14 protein-coding genes are annotated in these 17,917 nt (G+C 67.0%); 6 read left to right on the top strand and 8 right to left on the bottom strand.

The annotated features are described in order from the left end of the window. Window positions 1-56 precede the first annotated feature (56 nt). From IPM80_04275 to IPM80_04290, 4 genes are all read right to left on the bottom strand, one after another. Entirely contained in the window at window positions 57-1,148 is a 1,092-nt protein-coding gene (locus IPM80_04275) for a CoA transferase (GenBank protein MBK8957653.1), read from the bottom strand. A 180-nt stretch (window positions 1,149-1,328) separates the two neighbouring features. Next, on the bottom strand, window positions 1,329-2,438 hold the full coding sequence (locus IPM80_04280) for a hypothetical protein (GenBank protein MBK8957654.1): 1,110 nt from the start codon (window positions 2,436-2,438) through the stop codon (window positions 1,329-1,331). Between the two features lie 12 nt (window positions 2,439-2,450). Next, window positions 2,451-2,891 carry a hypothetical protein gene (locus IPM80_04285; protein ID MBK8957655.1) on the bottom strand — a complete coding sequence of 147 codons (441 nt, stop codon included), beginning with the start codon at window positions 2,889-2,891 and terminating at the stop codon, window positions 2,451-2,453. A gap of 90 nt (window positions 2,892-2,981) precedes the next feature. Beyond that, the gene (locus IPM80_04290; GenBank protein ID MBK8957656.1) at window positions 2,982-3,980 is read right to left on the bottom strand and encodes a phosphotransferase family protein; all 999 of its coding nucleotides are present in this window, start codon (window positions 3,978-3,980) and stop codon (window positions 2,982-2,984) included. A gap of 184 nt (window positions 3,981-4,164) precedes the next feature. Here IPM80_04290 and IPM80_04295 point away from each other — a divergent pair, with 184 nt between their 5' ends. The 5 genes from IPM80_04295 to IPM80_04315 are packed head-to-tail and all read left to right on the top strand — an operon-like array spanning window position 4,165 to window position 9,234. Next, window positions 4,165-5,109, top strand: coding sequence for an SMP-30/gluconolactonase/LRE family protein (locus tag IPM80_04295; protein MBK8957657.1), 945 nt, complete (start codon window positions 4,165-4,167; stop codon window positions 5,107-5,109). Between the two features lie 9 nt (window positions 5,110-5,118). Next, on the top strand, window positions 5,119-6,057 hold the full coding sequence (locus IPM80_04300; protein ID MBK8957658.1) for a hypothetical protein: 939 nt from the start codon (window positions 5,119-5,121) through the stop codon (window positions 6,055-6,057). 34 nt (window positions 6,058-6,091) lie between these two features. After that, window positions 6,092-7,756, top strand: a complete 1,665-nt coding sequence (locus IPM80_04305; protein MBK8957659.1) for an AMP-binding protein — start codon at window positions 6,092-6,094, stop codon at window positions 7,754-7,756. 21 nt (window positions 7,757-7,777) lie between these two features. Then, window positions 7,778-8,197: a hypothetical protein gene (locus IPM80_04310; protein MBK8957660.1), complete on the top strand. Its 420-nt coding sequence runs from the start codon at window positions 7,778-7,780 to the stop codon at window positions 8,195-8,197. Further along, a complete protein-coding gene (locus IPM80_04315; GenBank protein ID MBK8957661.1) occupies window positions 8,194-9,234 on the top strand; it encodes a phosphotransferase family protein in 1,041 nt (346 codons plus the stop codon). The genes IPM80_04310 and IPM80_04315 overlap by 4 nt, the downstream gene beginning before the upstream one ends. A gap of 309 nt (window positions 9,235-9,543) precedes the next feature. Here IPM80_04315 and IPM80_04320 read toward each other — a convergent pair whose 3' ends face one another. Next, a complete protein-coding gene (locus tag IPM80_04320; GenBank protein ID MBK8957662.1) occupies window positions 9,544-10,308 on the bottom strand; it encodes an SDR family oxidoreductase in 765 nt (254 codons plus the stop codon). Between the two features lie 233 nt (window positions 10,309-10,541). Between IPM80_04320 and IPM80_04325 the strand changes: the two genes are divergently transcribed. Beyond that, complete coding sequence (locus IPM80_04325) at window positions 10,542-11,297, top strand: glucose 1-dehydrogenase (protein MBK8957663.1); 756 nt, start codon at window positions 10,542-10,544, stop codon at window positions 11,295-11,297. Between the two features lie 14 nt (window positions 11,298-11,311). Here the strand turns inward: IPM80_04325 and IPM80_04330 are convergent, their stop codons facing one another. From IPM80_04330 to IPM80_04340, 3 genes are all read right to left on the bottom strand, one after another. Continuing rightward, window positions 11,312-12,592 (bottom strand): hypothetical protein, encoded by a 1,281-nt coding sequence (locus IPM80_04330; protein ID MBK8957664.1) that lies wholly within the window; start codon window positions 12,590-12,592, stop codon window positions 11,312-11,314. Continuing rightward, window positions 12,589-15,702 carry an outer membrane lipoprotein-sorting protein gene (locus tag IPM80_04335; GenBank protein MBK8957665.1) on the bottom strand — a complete coding sequence of 1,038 codons (3,114 nt, stop codon included), beginning with the start codon at window positions 15,700-15,702 and terminating at the stop codon, window positions 12,589-12,591. Before IPM80_04335 ends, IPM80_04330 begins: the two co-directional genes overlap by 4 nt. A gap of 471 nt (window positions 15,703-16,173) precedes the next feature. Continuing rightward, a complete protein-coding gene (locus IPM80_04340) occupies window positions 16,174-17,814 on the bottom strand; it encodes an NAD(P)/FAD-dependent oxidoreductase (protein ID MBK8957666.1) in 1,641 nt (546 codons plus the stop codon). Between the last annotated feature and the right edge of the window lie 103 nt (window positions 17,815-17,917).

Here is a 17,917-nt window from a genome sequence, read left to right on the forward strand (position 1 = left end):
ATAGCGGCGCGCCGCTGGCCGCGACTACCTGCGGACGGGGAACACGGCAACGACCGTCAGTTCAGCCACTCGATGTCATCGATGCCGCATTCGCGGTGCGGCGTGAGTGCACCGCGCGGAGCGTCGTCGAACAGCGCCGGGTTGTGCACGCCGTAAGCATCGCCCGCCGCCGCGATGGTGCCGGCCGCCACGGCGTAGGGCGACTGCGTGACGGCTGCGTAATCGCGCACCTGGCCGACCAGGAGCCCGGCCGCACTGAAGCGTGCTTCCCAGGCGCTGGCGCTGTCGCGCGCGAGATGCGCTTCCAAGGCCGCGATCAAGGCCGGGCGATGGGTGACGCGATCCGACGGCGTCATGAAGCGTGGATCGTCGGCGAGTTGTGGAGCGCCGATTTCATCGAGCAGCGTTTGCCAGTGCTTGGGCAGGTAGGCGGCGATCACGATCGCGCCTTCGCCACAGCGCAACAGGTCCGCCGGTGCGCCGAGCGGCGCGCTGTTGCCGTTGCGCGGTAGCTGTGTGCCGGTCATCAGGTATTCGACCAGCGGCCCGGCCTGCAGATGCAGGGCGACGTCGTAGAGACTGACGCGCACCACGCTGCCGCGCCCGCTGCGTTCGCGTTTGAACAGCGCCGCGAGCAGCGCGTGACAGAAGGCATGACCGCTGGCCGCGTCGACCGCCGTGAAGCCCACTTTCATCGGCGTTTCGAGCGGGCCGGTGGCGGCCATGATGCCGCTCTCGGCCTGCACGATCAGATCGACGCCGCGCTTGTCGCGCACCGCGGCGCTCCAGCCGAAGCCCGATACCGAGCCGTAGACGAGACGTGGGTTGAGTGCGTGGACATCTTGGGGTCCCAAGCCCAGGCGTTCCATCGCGCCCGGCAGCGAGGCTTCGATCATGACGTCGGCGGCGGCGACCAGGCGTCGCGCCACGGCCAAGGATTCGGCCTCGCGCAGATCCAGCCGGACGAGGCGCTTGCCGCGATTGTAGGCAATGAAGATCGGCGAGACCGGCAGGTCCAGCGCCACCGCCGAGCGCAGCCTGCGCACGTTGTCGCCTTCGGGCGGCTCGATCTTCACGACGTCGGCGCCGTAGTCGGCCAGCATCATGGCGGCCGACGGCGCGGCCACCATCTGCGAGAACTCGACCACGCGGATGCCGGCGAGAGGTTTGTCGTCGGGTCGTGGTCATGTCGGCGTGATGTTGTTCCCGGAGGCTGATTCGTCGTGTTGATAGTCAGGCTGGCCGACCCACGGTCATTCGCACATGGGTCAGGCTTCAGCCCGACCAGAGATGAAAGGTGCGGTTGCAATGTGCGAATGAATTCGCACCTACACAAGACCAAGGCTTTCGATGCGCCCGCTCAGCACCAAGGTCATGCTGCCATGGCCCCGGCTCACCGCTTCACCGTGCGTGGCCGTAACCGCTACCGGTTGAATGCGGTGCCAATGTTCGTTGGCGTGGCCGTTGCCGTAGTCGATACGCGCCGGCGCGGACACGTCCCAGCAATCGAGCTCCACGCGCTCCGCGCCGCGCCATACGCCGAGTCCCTTGCGATCGTCGTAGCCGCCGCTGTAGCCCAGGCCCTGCATGGCGATGGCCGGACCTTGCGCGGCGGCGTCGAGCCTGAGCGCGCTGCCGTCGTCGAGCGTGGTAGTGAGCGTGGCATGGCGGAAGCGCCGCGTGCCGGCATGGAGGTCGACCTCGAGTTCGATGTCCTCCACCGCCCATTCGCGACCGCTGGCGCGATCGCGCACCATGCCGGTGGTATAGGGCGCTTCGCCTTCGCGGCCGTTCAATTGCACGTGGCCGGCCAGCGTGTCGGTGGAGAAAAACAGGAAGGCGAGCCTGAAGCCACGCGCGTCCAGGCCTTCCTCCTCGCCGGTCACGGGTTCGCGTATGCCCATGCGCGGACGCACGCCCCACGAGTGATCGCGGCATGCCCACCAGTCCACGACCGCGATGCGCTGGCCGGCCGTTTCCAGCCAGCCGTTGGCGAGACCCAGCTGATCGAAACGCTGGTAGTCCTCCACCACCCGCGCGCGCTGGCGGCGGAAATGCGGCTGCTCCTCGTGGGGCGGCACGATGGCGCGCCATTCGATGTCACCGCGCAGATGCTCTCCGGCCTCGATGCCGAGACGAAAGGACTGCAAGGGTTCCAGGGTTTCGATGCGTATCGGCCCGCAGCGTTGTTCGAAGGCGCGGCCCAGGGATTGCGACGCGCGCGCGTTGTACTGGCGCCCGCCATTGATGACCACCGCCGCGCCGTCCAGCACGTTCATGTTGCGATAGGCGCCCATGGTGAGCTGCGCGGCGCCGTGGCCGTCGGGCGCGTAGAACGCGAACCAGTGACGGTCGAAGAAGCGCGGGTCGCTGGTGCCGACGTGATCGAAGGTGCTGGCGATCTGGTGCCACAGCGTGTCGTCCATGGGCGTCAACATGGTGGCCGGACCTCAGCGCTTGGTTTTCGGCACCGCGCCGGTCAGGCGCAGCGGAAATCGTCGTGAACGCTCCTCGAGGTGCGCGCCTATGCGCGCCGTCAAGGCTGGCGACAGGGCCAGGCAGTCGCCGAGCAGGGCGCGCAGCGCCTCGTTGCGCGTGTCGGCGGCCAGCGCATCGGCGGCATCGGCTGGCGCCTCGGCCAGTGCCGCATCGAGTCGTGCGCGCAAGTCGCCCGCCGCGGCGTCGCGCGCGTCGCCGAGCAGCGCGCCCATGGCGTCGTTGTCCCAATGCAGGAAGGGCAGCAGCTGGTGCCAGGCGCGGCCCAGCATGCGCACGTTGGCGACCAGGCTGCGCAGCGTTTCCTGGCTGTGCGCGCTGGCGAGCTCGGGCGCAATCGCGCTTTCGAGAATGCGGCACATGCCTTCCAGTTGTTCGCTGACGTTCGGATGCATGCTTAGGTCCCTGGTCAGGCCGCCAATGCGCCTTGCCGCGACCACCCAGCCGCACCCTCGGTGTTGACGAGATAATTTTGGCCAGGGCCCTTATCTCATCATCGACAACATCTGTTGAAACAGCCACACCGGGTTGTGATAGACGCGCTCCATCTTGCCGGCCACGAAAGCCTCCACGCCGGTCAGCACGATGACCGACAGTTTCCAGCACGAGAACACGTTCCACCAGTTGAGTTCGACCGGGTCGACGCGAAACCCCGTGGCGGCCTCGAAGGCGGCGACGATGTGCTGGCGTTGCCAATGGCCGGCGATCTGCTGCTCACGTGCGCGCGGCGGGTTGGTGATCCAGCCGAGGTCTTCGAGCGGGTCGCCGAGATGGGCGGTTTCCCAGTCGAGCATGGCGCTGATGTCGTTGTCGACCAGCAGCGCGTTGCCGGGCTTGAAGTCGCCATGCACCAGCACCACCGCCTGTGCGCGCGGCGCGTGTTCGCGCAGCCAGGCGAGCGCGAGGCGCATTTCCGGCAAAGGCTCGAGCTCGACGCGTTCGAGTTCGCCCTGCCAGAAGTCGAGTTCGGCATGGGCGCCATAGGCCTGCTCGGGGCGCCCGTCGCCGAGCGCCAGCGCGCGCCAGTCGACTTTCTGAATGGTGGCCAGGAGTTCGACGAAGCGCCGGCCGAGGTCGACGCGTTCGGCCAGCGCTCGCTCGCCGGCGAGCACATGCCAGTCACAGGTGCCGGGCATCAGATCCATGATCATGGCGGGCGCGCCGAACACGCCCTCGCCTTCGTCCACCCAGCGCACCGGCGGCGCCGGCACCGGCGTGGCTTCAAGCGCGCGCAGCACGCGGAATTCCCAGCGCCTGTCGGTCGACAGCAGGCTCGCCACCGGATCGCGGCGCAGGATCATGCGCTGCGCACGGCCCTCGCCCTGCTCACGCCAGCGCGCCTCGAACACCCAGTTCTCGCGCGACAGGCCGCTGGCGGTGCGTTGTAGATCGGTGATGACGATGTCGCTCGCTGCCGGCCATTCATTGGCGAGGACGGTGGCGAGCGCGCGCGCGATGCTGTCGGGTGTCGCCGTGTCGTTCATGGCTGGGCAGTATAGGGGCGCGCGTCGCGCAGCTTCATGCCGAAATCGGGTGGGGCGACTGCACGAACATTGTGGGTCAGACTTCAGTCTGACATTCCACTTCATGTCCGACCGAAGTCGGACCCACAAAATACCTCGCGCTACATATAATCGCCGCAACACCACAGGGGAGAGCGCCAGCGTCATGGCATTGCAGGAGATCCCGCTCGCGAGCGCGAGCAAGGTCGCACTCGGCGTGAAGCGACCGGAAGACGTGGTGGTGGCACGCGATGGCACGGTGTGGCTGTCGGACCAGGCGAGCGCCTGCGCGCGCTTGAACGCCGATGGCAGCATCACGCGCGTCGGCCGCGCCGGCGGCGCGCCCAATGGCATCAACATGGACCGCCAGGGTCGCGTGTTGATCGCCAACTTCGGCGGACCGGAAGACGGACACGGGCCGCTGCAACGCCTCGACCCCGCCACCGGCGAAGTCGAACTCCTGGTCGGTGAACTCGGTGGGCGCAAGCTGTTCGGCTGCAACTACCCGCTGGTCGACAGCCAGGATCGCATCTGGTGCAGTCATTCCACCTGGGGTTCGCTGGATGCCGCGTGGGACGGCCAGGACGATGGCCTGGTGTTCCGCCTCGATCCCGACGGACGCGTGACGGTGGTCGCCGAAGGCATCCAGTTCGCCAACGGCATGGCCTTCGATGCCGGCGAGCAACATCTCTACGTGTGCCAGACCACCAGTTGCAGCGTGGTGCGCTACGCGCTCCGCGCCGATGGTTCGCTGGGGCCGGCCGAAGCCTATGGCCCCAAGCTCGGCCTCACCCACAAGGAAGTGCAGGCGCAACGTCCGGTGACGCCGGCGCTGCGCAGCCAGCTCGGGCCGACCGATGGCTGCGGCTTCGACGTCGAAGGCAACCTGTGGGTGACCTTGGTGTTGGCCAACAAGGTCGTCGCCATCACGCCGCGGGGTGAAGTGGTGACCATGCTCTCCGACCCGGGCGGCGTGATCATGCACAGCCCGACCAACGTGTCGTGGGGCGGGGCGGACATGCGCGATCTCTACATCGGCAGCGTGACCCGCGACTACGTCGTGAAAGTACGCAGCCCGCTGCCCGGCCTGCCGCTCGTTCATCAACTCTGAGGTAGCGCCATGACCGCTCACAGCTTCACGCCGCGCGACGACCGCTTCCATTTCGATCAGATGGGCGACGACTGGTGGGCGACGGAAACCGCGTGGTTCTCCTTCCATCATCCCGAGCGCAAGCTCGGCGGCTGGTTCTACAACATGTTCCGTCCCAACATCGGCACCGTGGCCGGCGGTGCGTGGGTGTGGGACGACAAGGCGCACCTGCCGTGGGAATGTCTCTACACCGCCAACTACACCGCCCTGCAATTGCCGCGCGACCAGGATCTCGATGATTGCCGTCTGCCCAACGGCGTATCGATCAAGGTGCTCGAACCCTGCCAGCGCTACGCGCTCGGCTACGACGACGGCGATCGTCTCAAGGCCAATCTCGTGTTCGACGGCGTGATGCCGCCCGAGCCCTTGACCGCGGTCGGTTCGACTTTCGGCTCCGCCCATCACTTCGACCAGTTCGGTCGCGTGCATGGCGAAATCGTGCTGCACGGTGAGCGCATCGCCATCGACTGCATCGGCATGCGCGATCGCACCTGGGGCCGGCGGCCGGAAGACCGGCCGCGCCAGGCCGCCTACGTGACCGGCGCCGCCGATGCCGGCCATGGTTTCCTGGCCGTCACCAACGTCAAGCCCGACGGCGATTTCATCGCCTACGGCTTCTTGCGACGCGACGGCGTAACCGTGAGCCTGGCCGGCGGTGAACGCATCCTCGAGCGCTGCCCGCAAGAGCATTGGGTGACGCGCATCACCATCAAGGCCCACGACGCCAAGGGCCGCGAGATGACGGCGGTCGGCGTGCCGGTCAGCCGCGTGATCCTCAATCGCCACACCTTCATCGACGTCAACAGCCTCATCCGCTGGGATCTGGATGGCGTGGTCGCCTATGGCGAAGACCAGGACATGTGGCCGGTGCATCGCTGGGCGCGACTGAAACGCGATCGCGGCGTTTGATCTTCGGCGTCGGTACACCGTCAGAGACCCTTCCATGGATTACCAGGCAATACTGAGCGCGGAGCGCCGCGCGGATTTGAGCGCGCGCGGCCTGTGGTTGAACCGCCTGTTCAGCGATGCGCTGGACGACGTGGCGGCGCGCACGCCCGATGCGCTCGCCATCGTCGATCACAACAGCATGACCGGCGCCTCCACGCGCATGAGCTATGCCGAGCTCCAGCGCCTGTCGGTGCGTCTCGCCTGTGCGCTGGCCGCGCAAGGCGTGCAACGCGGCGACGTGGTGGCGGTGCAGCTGCCGAACTGGTGGCATTACGCGGCGCTGTACATCGCCTGCGTGCGCATCGGCGCAGTGATCAATCCCTTGATGCCGGTGTTCCGTGAGCGCGAGCTGGAATACATGCTGGGCTTTGCCGAAGCCAAGCTGTGGGTGGTGCCGCGTGAGTTCCGCGGCTTCGATTACCCGGCCATGGCCGCGTCATTGCGCGGCGTGCTGCCCAAGCTGGAAAAGGTTTTCGTGGTCGGCGGCGCCGATGCGGCAAGCAGTTTCGAGGCCGTGCTGCTCGAACGCGCGTGGGAAACGGAAGTCGACGCCTCGGCGCTGTTCGCGGCGCGCCGCATGCAGGCCGACGACGTCACCGAGATCATGTACACCTCGGGCACCACCGGCCAGCCCAAGGGCGTGATGCACACCGCCAACACGCTCATGTGCAAATGCCTGCTGGCCAGCGAGCTGTTCGGCTTCGGTGCGAGCGACGCCATCTTCATGGGCTCGCCGCTCGCGCACCAGACCGGCTTCCTGTACGGCGCGCTCTTCTCGATTTACCACGGCACGCCGTGCGTGATGCAGGACGTGTGGGAGCCGGTGATGGCTTCGCGCGTGATAAGCCAGGAACACTGCACCATCACCATGGGCGCCACGCCGTTTTTGAGCGACCTGGTGCGTACCGAGGCGGCCAAGGCCTTCGATACCTCGTGCCTGCGCCTGTTCCTGTGTTCCGGCGCGCCGATACCGCGCGTGCTGGTGGAAGATGCGCGCGCGAGTCATCCCAACATGTACGTGATGAGCGCGTGGGGCATGACCGAGATGGGCATCACCACCGCCACCTATCCCGGCGACCCGCTGGAGAAAGTGCTGGACACCGATGGCCGCGCGCTGCCGCACCAGGCCGTGCGTGTGCTCGACGACGCTGGTGTGCCAGTCGCGCATGGGGTCGAAGGGCGTTTGCAGGCGCGTTGCGCGACGACCTTTGTCGGTTACCTGAAACGCCCGGAAGCCTACGGCGTCGACGATGAGGGCTGGATCGAAACCGGCGACAACGCGCGCATGGATGCCGACGGCTATATCCGCATCACCGGCCGCTCCAAGGACATCATCATCCGCGGCGGCGAGAACATCCCGGTGGTGGAAGTCGAAGCGCTGCTCTATCGCCATCCGGCCATCGAGGACGCGGCGGTGGTGGCCATGCCCGATGCGCGCCTCGGTGAACGCGGCTGCGCGTTCGTCACCCTGCGCGCCGGTGCGAGCCTCGATTTCCGCGGCATGATTGAATATCTCAACGGCTGCCGCATGATGAAGCAATACCTGCCGGAGCGGCTCGAGATCATCGCGGCTTTTCCGCGCACGCCCAGCGGCAAGATCCAGAAATTCAAACTGCGCGAACAGGCCAGGAGCCTGACGCCGATGTCGCTCGCGCCCTGAAGATTCAACACGAGGTTGACCTTGACCATGAACGCCGACCAGCTGCTGGAACGCATCGCCACCACCTTGAAACGCGACATCGGCCCGGCGGTCGAGGGCGAATATCCCAAGACCCAGGCCTTCATGGCGGCCGTGGTGCTGCAGAAACTCGGCCGTCAGCTCGGGCTCGCCGCCGTGCACAAGGCGGCGGATGAAGCCGACACGCTGGCGCTGCTGGACGACTTGCGCGTGACGCTGGAACAGGCGCCGCCGCCGGCCGGCATCACCGCCGCCGTCGCCACGCTCGCCGCCCAGCGCGACGAGCAGGCGCTGTGCGGGCTCATCACCGCGCTGTACGGCGCGCGCGCCGAGTTGGGCGAAGAACGGTTCACCGCGCTGCTCGGGCGCGTGCGCAAGAACCTGCGTGCATCCATCGACCGTCGCATGGTGTACGCGGCATGAGCGCGGCCAACGACCCCAAGCTCGAGGCGCGCATCCTCGACTACCTGAAGAGCCGCATTCCCGGCGGCCGTGACTTCGCGCTCGCGAATGTCTCGCGCATCGCGGTCGGCTGGTCGCACGAGACCTGGCTGTTCGACCTCGAGTATCGCGAGGACGGCCGCGAAGTGACGCGCGGCATGTGCCTGCGCCGCGATCCGGGCAATGCCTTGCTGCGTCACCTGTCGAGTCTCGATGAACAATACCGCGTGCTGAAATGCCTGGAAGGCACGGCGCTGCCGACGCCCAAGGTCTACTGGTACGAAGATGATCTGGCGATCCTCGACATGCCGTTCCTGGTCATGGAAAAAGTGCCGGGCAGCTGTCCGAGCCCGTGGGGCCGCGACGGTCGCGCCTATTACCAGGCCGCCGCCGAGCGCGGCACCCTGCCGGCGAGTTTCACTTCGACGCTGGCCACCTTGCACACCCTCGACTGGCGCGCCGCCGGCCTCGAATTCCTCGGCGTGCCGGCCACCGGTCCCGAGTTCGCGCTGCGCGAGATCGCCAAGTGGAAGGAATTGATCGCGCTGTCCGACGCCGCGCCCGAACCGATACTGACCGACCTCATCGCCTGGCTGGAAGCCAATGCGCCGAGTTCGGAACACGTGACCCTGGTGCACGGCGCCTACCGCACCGGCAACCTGCTCATCGACGATGACCGCATCTCGGCGGTGCTGGACTGGGAGCTGCAGGTGCTGGGCGACCCGATGTACGACGTTGCCTACGTGCTGTCGGACTTGAACCGCGAAGGCACGCCGCTGCTGTCCAACCTGGTCGAGCGCGATGCCTTCTTCCGCGACTACGAAGCGCAGACCGGTTTCACCATCGACATCGAACGCTGCCGTTACTACAACGCGCTGTACGCGATGCGCTCGGTGGCGTTCTGGATGAGCGCCTCGGGCCTCTATGCCAGCGGCCGCAGTGATGACATCCGCCTGGCGCGCACCGCGTGGTCGGTGCCGGTGGTGCTGGAGCGCGCGGCGACGGAGCTGGGGTACTGATTCGCCGTGTGCCCCGTAGGTGCGAATTATGGTGGTGGTGCGGGGGTCGCGATGCCGGCGTGTATTGCAATGGGCGGGGGGCGCAGCGATGAGACCAAGCCCACTGTCGCGATTGATCGACACCCCGCCATCCGCCAGCTTCGCCGTGTGCCCTGTAGGTGCGAATTCATTCGCACATTGAAGTGACGGTGGCCCGGCGCCACGCGACCGGAATGTCAGGCTGAAGCCTGACCCACAGGCAAAGTGGCACTCTTTGTGGGTCAGGCTTCAGCCTGACAGGTATGGGCCCGCCGACTCGTACTCACTGCTTCACCCGCGATTGATCGACACCCCGCCATCGGCCAGCAGCACCGCGCCGGTGGTGAAGCTCGAGGCGGACGACGCCAGGTAGAGCGCCGACTGCGCGATTTCCTCGGGCTGCGCGGTGCGTTTCAAGGCGTGCAGGCCGCGCACGTACTGCATCGCTTCCTCGTTCGGCGCGAAGCCGCGCCCCATGGGCGTGTCCACGCCGCCCGGTAACAGCGCGTTGACGCGTATGCCCTGCGCTCCGTATTCCACCGCCAAGGCCTGGGTGAGGCCGATGAGGCCGGACTTGCTGGCGGCGTAGGCGGCCATGCCGGCGAAGCCGACCGTGTAGCCGACGAAAGTGCCGGTGAAGATCAACGAACCGCCGCCGCGTTCGGCCATGGCCGGCAGCTGATGCTTGGCGCCGAGAAAGGCGCTGGTGAGGTTGGTGGCGATGATCGACTGCCAGTCGGCCAGCGTGAGCGCCGGCGTGGCCGTCATGTTGCCGGTGGTGGCGGCGTTGTTGAATGCAATGTCGAGCCCGCCGAAATGCGATCGCGCAAGCGACACCGCGGCTTCGGCATGCGCCTCGTCCTGCACATCGCCGGCCAGCGCAAGCGCTTCGCCGCCATCGGCGACGATTTCTTCCACCAGCGTATCAAGCTCGCGCGCGCGTCGCGCCGTCACCACGAGCCGCGCGCCCTCGGCCGCAAAAAGACGCGCGCTCGCGCGACCGATGCCCGAGCTCGCGCCGGTGACCAACGCGACCTTGCCCTGCAGTGCGCCCATTGCCATCTCCTCGAATGATGTGGGGACAGCACCGTAAGCGCAGGCCGGCGCCGCGACCTCCCGATACTTGCGTGGCAATTCGTAAGCGTCGCTCCACCGACGGCACCTGTTTGCCGTTGGTCCGACTTCAGTCGGACATTGAAGACCCTGCACAGGCGCAAGAATCGAGACGCCGAACGTCACGCTCTCGCGCTTCAATTCCATCACCTGTCGTTCACTCCGCGGAGCCCCCCATGCCGTCACTCGACAACAAGGTCGCGTTGGTGACCGGTGCTTCGCGGGGCATCGGTCGCGCCATCGCGCGCCGCCTCGCCAGCGACGGCGCGCGCGTGGTGGTCAACTATGCGCGCGACGCGGCGGCGGCCGCCGCCAGCGTCGAGGACATCGTCGCGGCCGGCGGACAAGCCATTGCCGTGCAAGCAGACATCGCGCGGCGAGACGACATTCGTCGCCTGTTCGCCGCCGCCGTGCGGCAATTCGGTCGCCTCGATATTTTCGTCGCGAATGCCGGCCATGCGGTGTTCAAACCGCTCGCGGACATCACCGAAGACGATTTCGACCGGACCTATGCCGTCAATGCGCGCGGCACCTTCTTCTGCTTGCAGGAGGCCTTGCAACACCTCGGCGAGGGCGGACGCATCGTGTGCATTTCGACCATCGGCACCTTGCTGAACCTGCCGGGCGGCGCCTGCTATTTCGGCGCCAAGGCCGCCGTCGAACAGTTCTGCCGCGTGGCGGCGCGCGAAGTGGCGGCACGCGGCATCACCATCAATGCGGTATCGCCGGGCTTCATCGATACCGACATGCTGCGCGAGGTGTTGAGCGGCGAGTCCGACGATGGCGCGCAGGCGCTGATCGCCATGACGCCGCTGGCGCGTCTCGGCGCGGGCCGCGACATCGCCGGCGCGGTGTCGTTCCTGGTGGGGCCGGATGGCGCCTGGATGACGCGTCAGAACCTCGCGGTCGACGGCGGCATCATCAGCCGCTGACCGCCATCGCGCCGTCAGTAGCCGTAGCGCACTTCGAGGAACACGCTGTTGTTGGTGCGGCGGCTGCCGAACAGCGTGTCGTGCTCGCCGTGGTTCCATTCGTAGCCGACGCTCACGCGGCACTCGTCGCTGGCTTCGTAGCGCAGCAGTGCGCGCAGCACGCCGTCGTGGTGGCTGAAGTCCTGGATGGCGAAGATCTCGGCGCGCAGCAGCTGGTCGGGACGCGTCCAGGCGAGACGCATGCTGGCGCCGTTCTGGTTGTCATCGCGCTGGCCGGACTCGACCGCGTTGATGAGCGCGATGCCGCGCAGGTAGGGGCTCAGAAAGCGCTCCGGCGGCGCATGGTTGGTCACGCGCCGCAGGATGTACTGCAGGTTGAGATTGATGCTCTCGCCGAAATTGCGATCGCCGCCCAGCACCGCGAACAAGAACGGACGCTTCGACAGGTCGCTGCGCTCGCGATCGGGGAAGTCACTGTAGGCGGCTTCCGCGCGCAGGTTCAAACCCCATTGCACGGTGGCCATGTCGGCGCCGACGGTGCGTTGACGCGGGTAGTCGCGCACCAGGTCGAAAGGCCGCGCCGCGTCGCGCGAGGCGCGCAGGTCGCCGGTCGGATCGTGACCGTCGAAATACGACACCGACCAATCGACGCCGTGGCGGCTGCCGTCAATCTTGATGGCGCCCTGGCCGACGCCGTCGGGACGCCGATCGCCGACGATGGCGAAGGGCCCGATGTGATCGCGCAGCGGATGGACCTCGGGGCGGAATTCCGGGATCCAGTACAGCTGCAGCTGCGCGTTCTCGCCCAGCGCATGGTCGACGCGCAGCATGGCGCTGCCGCGCCTGAGATCGTCGTCGTCGGGAAACAGGCGCGACAGGTCACGCGACGTGAGGTTGTCGGTCGGGTTGATGCGGTCGGCGCGGCCCCAGGCCGCGATCTGGCGGCCGACGCGCACATCGAAGTCGCCGACGCTGCGCGTGAGGTAGATCTCGCGCAGCTCCGCTTCCGGCGCCGCGGCGTTGGACAGGTCCTCGCTCTGCACCCAGCCCTCGGCATGGAATCCCGTGCCGCCGTCGCTGTCGTGCTGTGCCTTCAGCCACAGCGTGGCGGGCGCCAGGTCGTGGCGGTCGTCGACGTTGCGGCTGGAGCGCCAGTAGCCCATGCGCAGCGAACTCGACAGGCCGGCATTCGCCGCGCGTTCGCGCCAGCCGTCGAGCGGCCCGGCGGCCGCGCTGCCCTGCGCGATGGCGGCCAGCAGCAGCAGCGCCGCGCCACGCGTGGAAAAACTCCTCATCGCGCGCTGTCGAGCGCTTGCGAGGAGAAGGTCTTGGCCGGCAGCTCGACGCCGACCTCGAATTTCTCGTAGCGGATCACCGAGGCATGGCCGCTCTGCACGTTCTTCATTTCCAATTCCATCGGCTGCCAGTGATGGGTGGTGGCGTCGACTTCCTTCAAGTCGCGCGCGAAGTAGCGCTTCATGAGCTCGTTGTGTTCGTCGTAGAGTTCGCCCTGCACGGTCACGCCGTTATCGAGCCGGATCCATGACACGCGCCGGCCGTAGCCGGTCGACTGCCGGGTTTCGTCGCTGCCGGGCACGCTCTCGACCACCGCGCACTCGACGCCGTCCAAGGCTTCCTTGCGCAGCAGCGTGTGCCGCCAGGCATCGACCTTGTAACCGATGACGTCACCGTGGCTGAAATCGGTGCCGGCAAAGGAATCGCGTTTCTCGGCGGCGGCGAGGCGTCGCACCTTGCGCAGCGCCGGCAGGTAGACCCACACGTCGTCTTCGCGCTCGCTGTTCTCGATGGAAAGGATGGAGGTGCCGGCGATATTGGCCGGCGACGTGAAGCGCGTCAGGCGTGCGCTGTTGATGCCGTCTTCGTTGAGCCGCGAATAGCCGCGCGCATGGCGTTCACGCGACTGCCCGTCGCTGCCGGTCAGCACGAAGCTCGCCTCCATGCGCGTGGTCGGGTAGAGCGTGGTGTCGAAGCTGCGCTGCATGAGCGCGGTGGCCTCGTCCTCGGCGGCCTGTACCGCGTGGCCAGGCAGCAGGCACAGGATCAGCAGCACGCCGAGCGCGCCGGCGCCCTGCGCATCGAGGCGGTTCTCCTCGAAGACGAATCGCGGTTTCAAATACAGCAGCAGGGCCGGGTAGAGGGTCAGCGCGGTCAGCGCACTGACCAGCATGGCAACGCTGATCATGATGCCCAGCCACAGGTGAATTTTGAAACCATAGGAGAACAGCAGCACCGCGTAGCCACCGGCCACCGCGGTGGCGACGTACAGCACCGCCTTGCCCGCCGTCGCGTAGGTGCGCTTGAGCGCGATGTCGAGACCGTCACCGCTGCGCAATTCTTCGCGCAGGCGATAGGTGAAGTAGATGGCGTAATCGGCGCCGACGCCGACCGCGAGCGCCGCCACCGTGGCGGTCGCAATCTGCAGCGGTATGCCGAACAGGCCCATCAGGCCGAAGTTGGCGAGCGCCGTCATCACCAGCGGCACCAGCAGCAAGAGGCCGGCCAGCACCGAGCGGAACATGAGACCGGCGATGACGAACACCGCCGCGCCCATCTGGAACAGGTTCACTATCTTGCCGCGTACGATCATGTCGCTCATTGCCGTGGGGGTGGTGATGCTGCCGGCCAGACGCACCGTGACGTCCGGCGGGAAATGCGCCCTGACGAAGGGCATGAGCTGCTGCTCGAGCCGCGCGACGTGCGCCGAGCTGTCGGTCTTGACGAAGGCCTGGATCACCGCGTTGCGATAGCCGGCGTCGACGTAGTTGTTGAAATCGCCTTCGTCGCCCGACATCGAGTACAGCAACAGGTACTGGGCGACCAGGTTGGCGTCGTCGGGAATGATGGCCTGCGCGTCGTCGTCGCCGTGCATGGCCTTGTTCATGCGCACGATGAAATCGGCCAGCGACAGCGTGGCGCCGACCTGCGCGTCCTTTTCGAGTTCGGCCTGGGTGGCGAGCATGGCCTTCAGCACCGCCGGTTCCTTGATGACGTCTTCGCGCTGGCCTTCGATGAGGATGTACAGCGTGTTGGTGCCGGCCAGCCGTTCGTTCATGGTGGCGTCGTCGACGCGCATGGCCTGGTCGGCGGTGAAGAAGGCGCGCAGCGAATTGTCGTAGACGATGAGGCTGGTGCCGGCCAGCGCCAACAGCGCCAGCGCCGCGCCAGCCGCGATCACGCGGCCACGTCGCGGCCCGGCCACGGTACGCATGAGCAGGGCGATGATGCGATCCCACACCGTCTGCTTGTTTTCCAGGTGCACGGCGAGCGGCGTGGGCGGCGGCAGCATGGCGCGGATGGCGGGGATGAAGGTCAGTTCGATGACCAGCGCCGACAGGATGCCGAGCGCCGCGAAGCAGGCGAAGGTGCGTATCGACTGGATGCCGAATACCACCAGCGACAGAAAGCTCGCGGACGCGATCACGCCGGCCGCGATCATGACCGGGCCCATGGCCGACACCGCGCGTATCACCGCCTCGCGGCTGGCGGCGCGCGCATCGGTGTAGGCCGGTGCGAGCTCGTGGTAGGCCTCGTAGTAGCGCTTCAGGATCTGCACCGCGTGGCCGGCGGCGACCGCGATGATGAGGATCGGCGTGACATTGCTGAAGGGGTCGAGCTGCAGGCCGAGCAAAGTCATGAGGCCCAGGCTCCAGACGATCGCGACGAGGCCCGTCACCAGCGGCAGCACCAATCCTTGCACGGTACGAAACGCTTCGAAATGCAGCAGGCCGATGACCAGCAACGCGATCGGCAGCAGGAAGGCCATGCGATCGGAGAAGCGTTCCAGCGCCGACAGGAAGATCGGCTGGCCGGTGACCATCAGCTCGACGGTGTCGTCGGCGTAGGGCGCGATGGCGGCGCGCACGTCGCGTTCGATGGCGCCGAAGCCCTTGGGGTTCATCTTGAATTCGCTGATCACCGCGGCGGTCTTGCGATCGTGCGAGATGAGGATGCCGTCATACACCGGGTTGTTGTGGATGGCGGCGGCCAGGGCCTCGAGCTCGGCGTGGGTGTGTGGCAGCTTGGCGAGCATGGCGCGCGCGCTGATGCCATCTTCGCTGCCGACGATGTTCTTGATCTTGGGCGAGGCGAGGCTGCGCAGGTTGGCGCGCTGTGCGCCCGGCACGGTGGCCAGCGCGTCGGACAGCCCTTTCAGTTTCTCCAGGCGATGGGGCGTCAGCACCGTGCCATCGCGCGCGCTCATGCCCACCACCACCGTGTAGCGATTGCCGAACAGCCGCTCGACGGCCTTGGTCGCGATCACGTAGGGATGCGCCTGCGGCAGCAGGTGATCGGTGTCGATGATGACTTCCAGGTGGCGCAGCGGCAGCAACAGCAGCGCGGTGGCCAGCGCCACCATGCCCACCACCGTCCGTCTGTGCGTCACGACCCAGGTAATGAAGCGAACCATCGGCGACTACCTCTTTATTGCTTATTGTTGGTGAGAGGCCCGCACCGTGTTCGGCGCCTGGGCGGCCGCGGTATCACGCGCCCAGGCCGACGCTCGCATCCCCGGGGCGAGGGTCGGCTCTCGAGTGCAAGCGTGATCGGCATTGCGCCAGCCGGCGTGCTGCCGTTGTCCTCGAACGCCGCGACAACGTTCGGGAAGGTAGCGAGGGATGCCGTCTTCTCCCGCGGGGTGACGGTCATTGTTTTACGACGTGGCGAATGCTCCGCGCGTGGGCGTTTCGCCGGGCCAAGGGCAGCGGCGCTAGCCGTTGGCGATGCGGGACGGGTGTGGGTCCCGGGCGACGCTCGGCCTTGCGTGGCGATGTCCACCGATGCGACGCGTCGTGTGCGATCGCCGGCAAGCCGAGCGCCGCCGATTATAGCGGCGGCGCGGCGACCGTATCACGCGCTATCGGGGAAGCGTGTGGCGTTCAGCCGGCCGAGGCCGCCTGCGTGGCCGCGGGCGCGAAACGGAAGCCCGTGTAGGCGCCCGCGCGACTTCGTCGCAGTGCTGCCGATAGGGGCCGACGCCGCCGATGTAGGGCAGGAACACGCGCGGCTTGCCCGGTACGTTGGCGCCCATGTACCAGGAATTGGCCTTGGGAAAGAGCGTGGCGTCGGCGACCTGGTTGACATGCTCGACCCACGCCGCCTCGGCCTCCGCGCTGGCCTCGATGCGGCGGTGGCCGCGGGCGCGCATGAACTCCATGCACGCCGCTATCCAATCCACGTGCTGCTCGATGGAGACCATCATGTTGCTCATCACCGACGGGCTGCCGGGGCCGGTGATGGTGAACAGGTTCGGAAAGCCGGCGATGCCGAGACCGAGCAGCGTGCGCGGACCGTCGGCCCACTTGTCTTTCAGGCTCAAGCCATCGACGCCGCGGATGTCGACATTCACCAGTGCGCCGGTCATGGCGTCGAAGCCGGTCGCGAACACGATGCAGTCGAAGTCGCGCTCGCGGTCAGCGGTGCGTATGCCGCCGGCGGTGATGGCCGTGAGCGGCGTCTTGCGCAGGTCCACCAGTTCGACGTGCGGCAGGTTGAAGGTCTCGTAGTAGCCGGTGTCGAGACAGGGACGCTTGGTGCCGAAGGGAAAATCGTAGGGGCACAGCGTCTCGGCGGTGACCGGGTCACGCACGATGGCGCGAATCTTGTCGCGCATAAAATCGGCGGCGGTGTCGTTGGCGGCCTGGTTGAGCAACAGGTCGCCGAAGCTCTGCAGCATGCCGTTCAAGGTGCCGCTGTCCCAGCCGGCCTGGTAGGCGCGCTGGCGCTGGTCGGCGCTGACTTCCAGCGCCGAGGTGGTGATGATGGGCATTGGCACGCCGAACGCGGAATGGCGCGCCGCTTCGCGGTGCTCGCGATAGTTGGCCTTGATGGCCGCAATTTCGTAGCGGTCCAGCGGCCGGTTGGCGGCCGGCAGGCTGAAGGCCGGCGTGCGCTGAAAGACCGTCAGTTGGCGGGCTTGGGCCGCGATCAAGGGTATCGATTGCACGGCCGAAGAACCGGTGCCGATCACCGCCACGCGCTTGCCGCTGAAATCGACGCCGTCCGCCGGCCAGTGCGCGGTGTGATAGGTCTGGCCGCCGAAACGCTCGGCGCCGGGAATGTCGATGTCCTTCGGCACCGACAGGCAACCTGTCGCCATCACGTAAAATTGCGCGGTGAATATTTCACCGCTGTCGCTCTCGATGCGCCAGGCATTGGCGCCGTCATCGAAACGCGCCTGCTTCACGCGGGTGCCGAAGCGGATGTCGCGGCGCAGGTCGTATCGGTCCGCGACATGGTTGGCGTAACGCAGGATCTCGGGCTGGGTCGCGTATTTCTCGCTCCACTGCCATTGCTGCTCGAGGTCCGGATCGAAAGAAAACGAGTAGTCGATGCTCTGCACGTCGCAGCGCGCGCCCGGGTAGCGATTCCAATACCAGGTGCCGCCGACGCCGTCCCCCGCTTCCAGCACCTGGGCCGAGTAACCGGCCGTGCGCAATTTGTGCAGCATGTACATGCCGGCAAAGCCGGCGCCGACAATGATGACGTCGTAATTCATGGGTGATCCTAGGAGTGAGGGCGTTGTGGACGGGATTGTCGAAGGCCGGCAGCAGCCTTGCAAGTCGCCGCAGGTGCGAATTCATTCGCACACCGCTGGCGTG

Source organism: Pseudomonadota bacterium, from assembly GCA_016719885.1.
GTDB lineage: Bacteria > Pseudomonadota > Gammaproteobacteria.

What these genes read in the sequence shown, in the direction of transcription:
- IPM80_04280 (MBK8957654.1), bottom strand. Translation starts at nt 2,438, where the DNA reads ATGTTGACGCCCATGGACGACACGCTGTGGCACCAGATCGCCAGCACC.
- IPM80_04285 (MBK8957655.1), bottom strand. Translation starts at nt 2,891, where the DNA reads ATGCATCCGAACGTCAGCGAACAACTGGAAGGCATGTGCCGCATTCTC.
- IPM80_04290 (MBK8957656.1), bottom strand. Translation starts at nt 3,980, where the DNA reads ATGAACGACACGGCGACACCCGACAGCATCGCGCGCGCGCTCGCCACC.
- IPM80_04295 (MBK8957657.1), top strand. Translation starts at nt 4,165, where the DNA reads ATGGCATTGCAGGAGATCCCGCTCGCGAGCGCGAGCAAGGTCGCACTC.
- IPM80_04300 (MBK8957658.1), top strand. Translation starts at nt 5,119, where the DNA reads ATGACCGCTCACAGCTTCACGCCGCGCGACGACCGCTTCCATTTCGAT.
- IPM80_04305 (MBK8957659.1), top strand. Translation starts at nt 6,092, where the DNA reads ATGGATTACCAGGCAATACTGAGCGCGGAGCGCCGCGCGGATTTGAGC.
- IPM80_04315 (MBK8957661.1), top strand. Translation starts at nt 8,194, where the DNA reads ATGAGCGCGGCCAACGACCCCAAGCTCGAGGCGCGCATCCTCGACTAC.
- IPM80_04320 (MBK8957662.1), bottom strand. Translation starts at nt 10,308, where the DNA reads ATGGGCGCACTGCAGGGCAAGGTCGCGTTGGTCACCGGCGCGAGCTCG.
- IPM80_04325 (MBK8957663.1), top strand. Translation starts at nt 10,542, where the DNA reads ATGCCGTCACTCGACAACAAGGTCGCGTTGGTGACCGGTGCTTCGCGG.
- IPM80_04330 (MBK8957664.1), bottom strand. Translation starts at nt 12,592, where the DNA reads ATGAGGAGTTTTTCCACGCGTGGCGCGGCGCTGCTGCTGCTGGCCGCC.
- IPM80_04340 (MBK8957666.1), bottom strand. Translation starts at nt 17,814, where the DNA reads ATGAATTACGACGTCATCATTGTCGGCGCCGGCTTTGCCGGCATGTAC.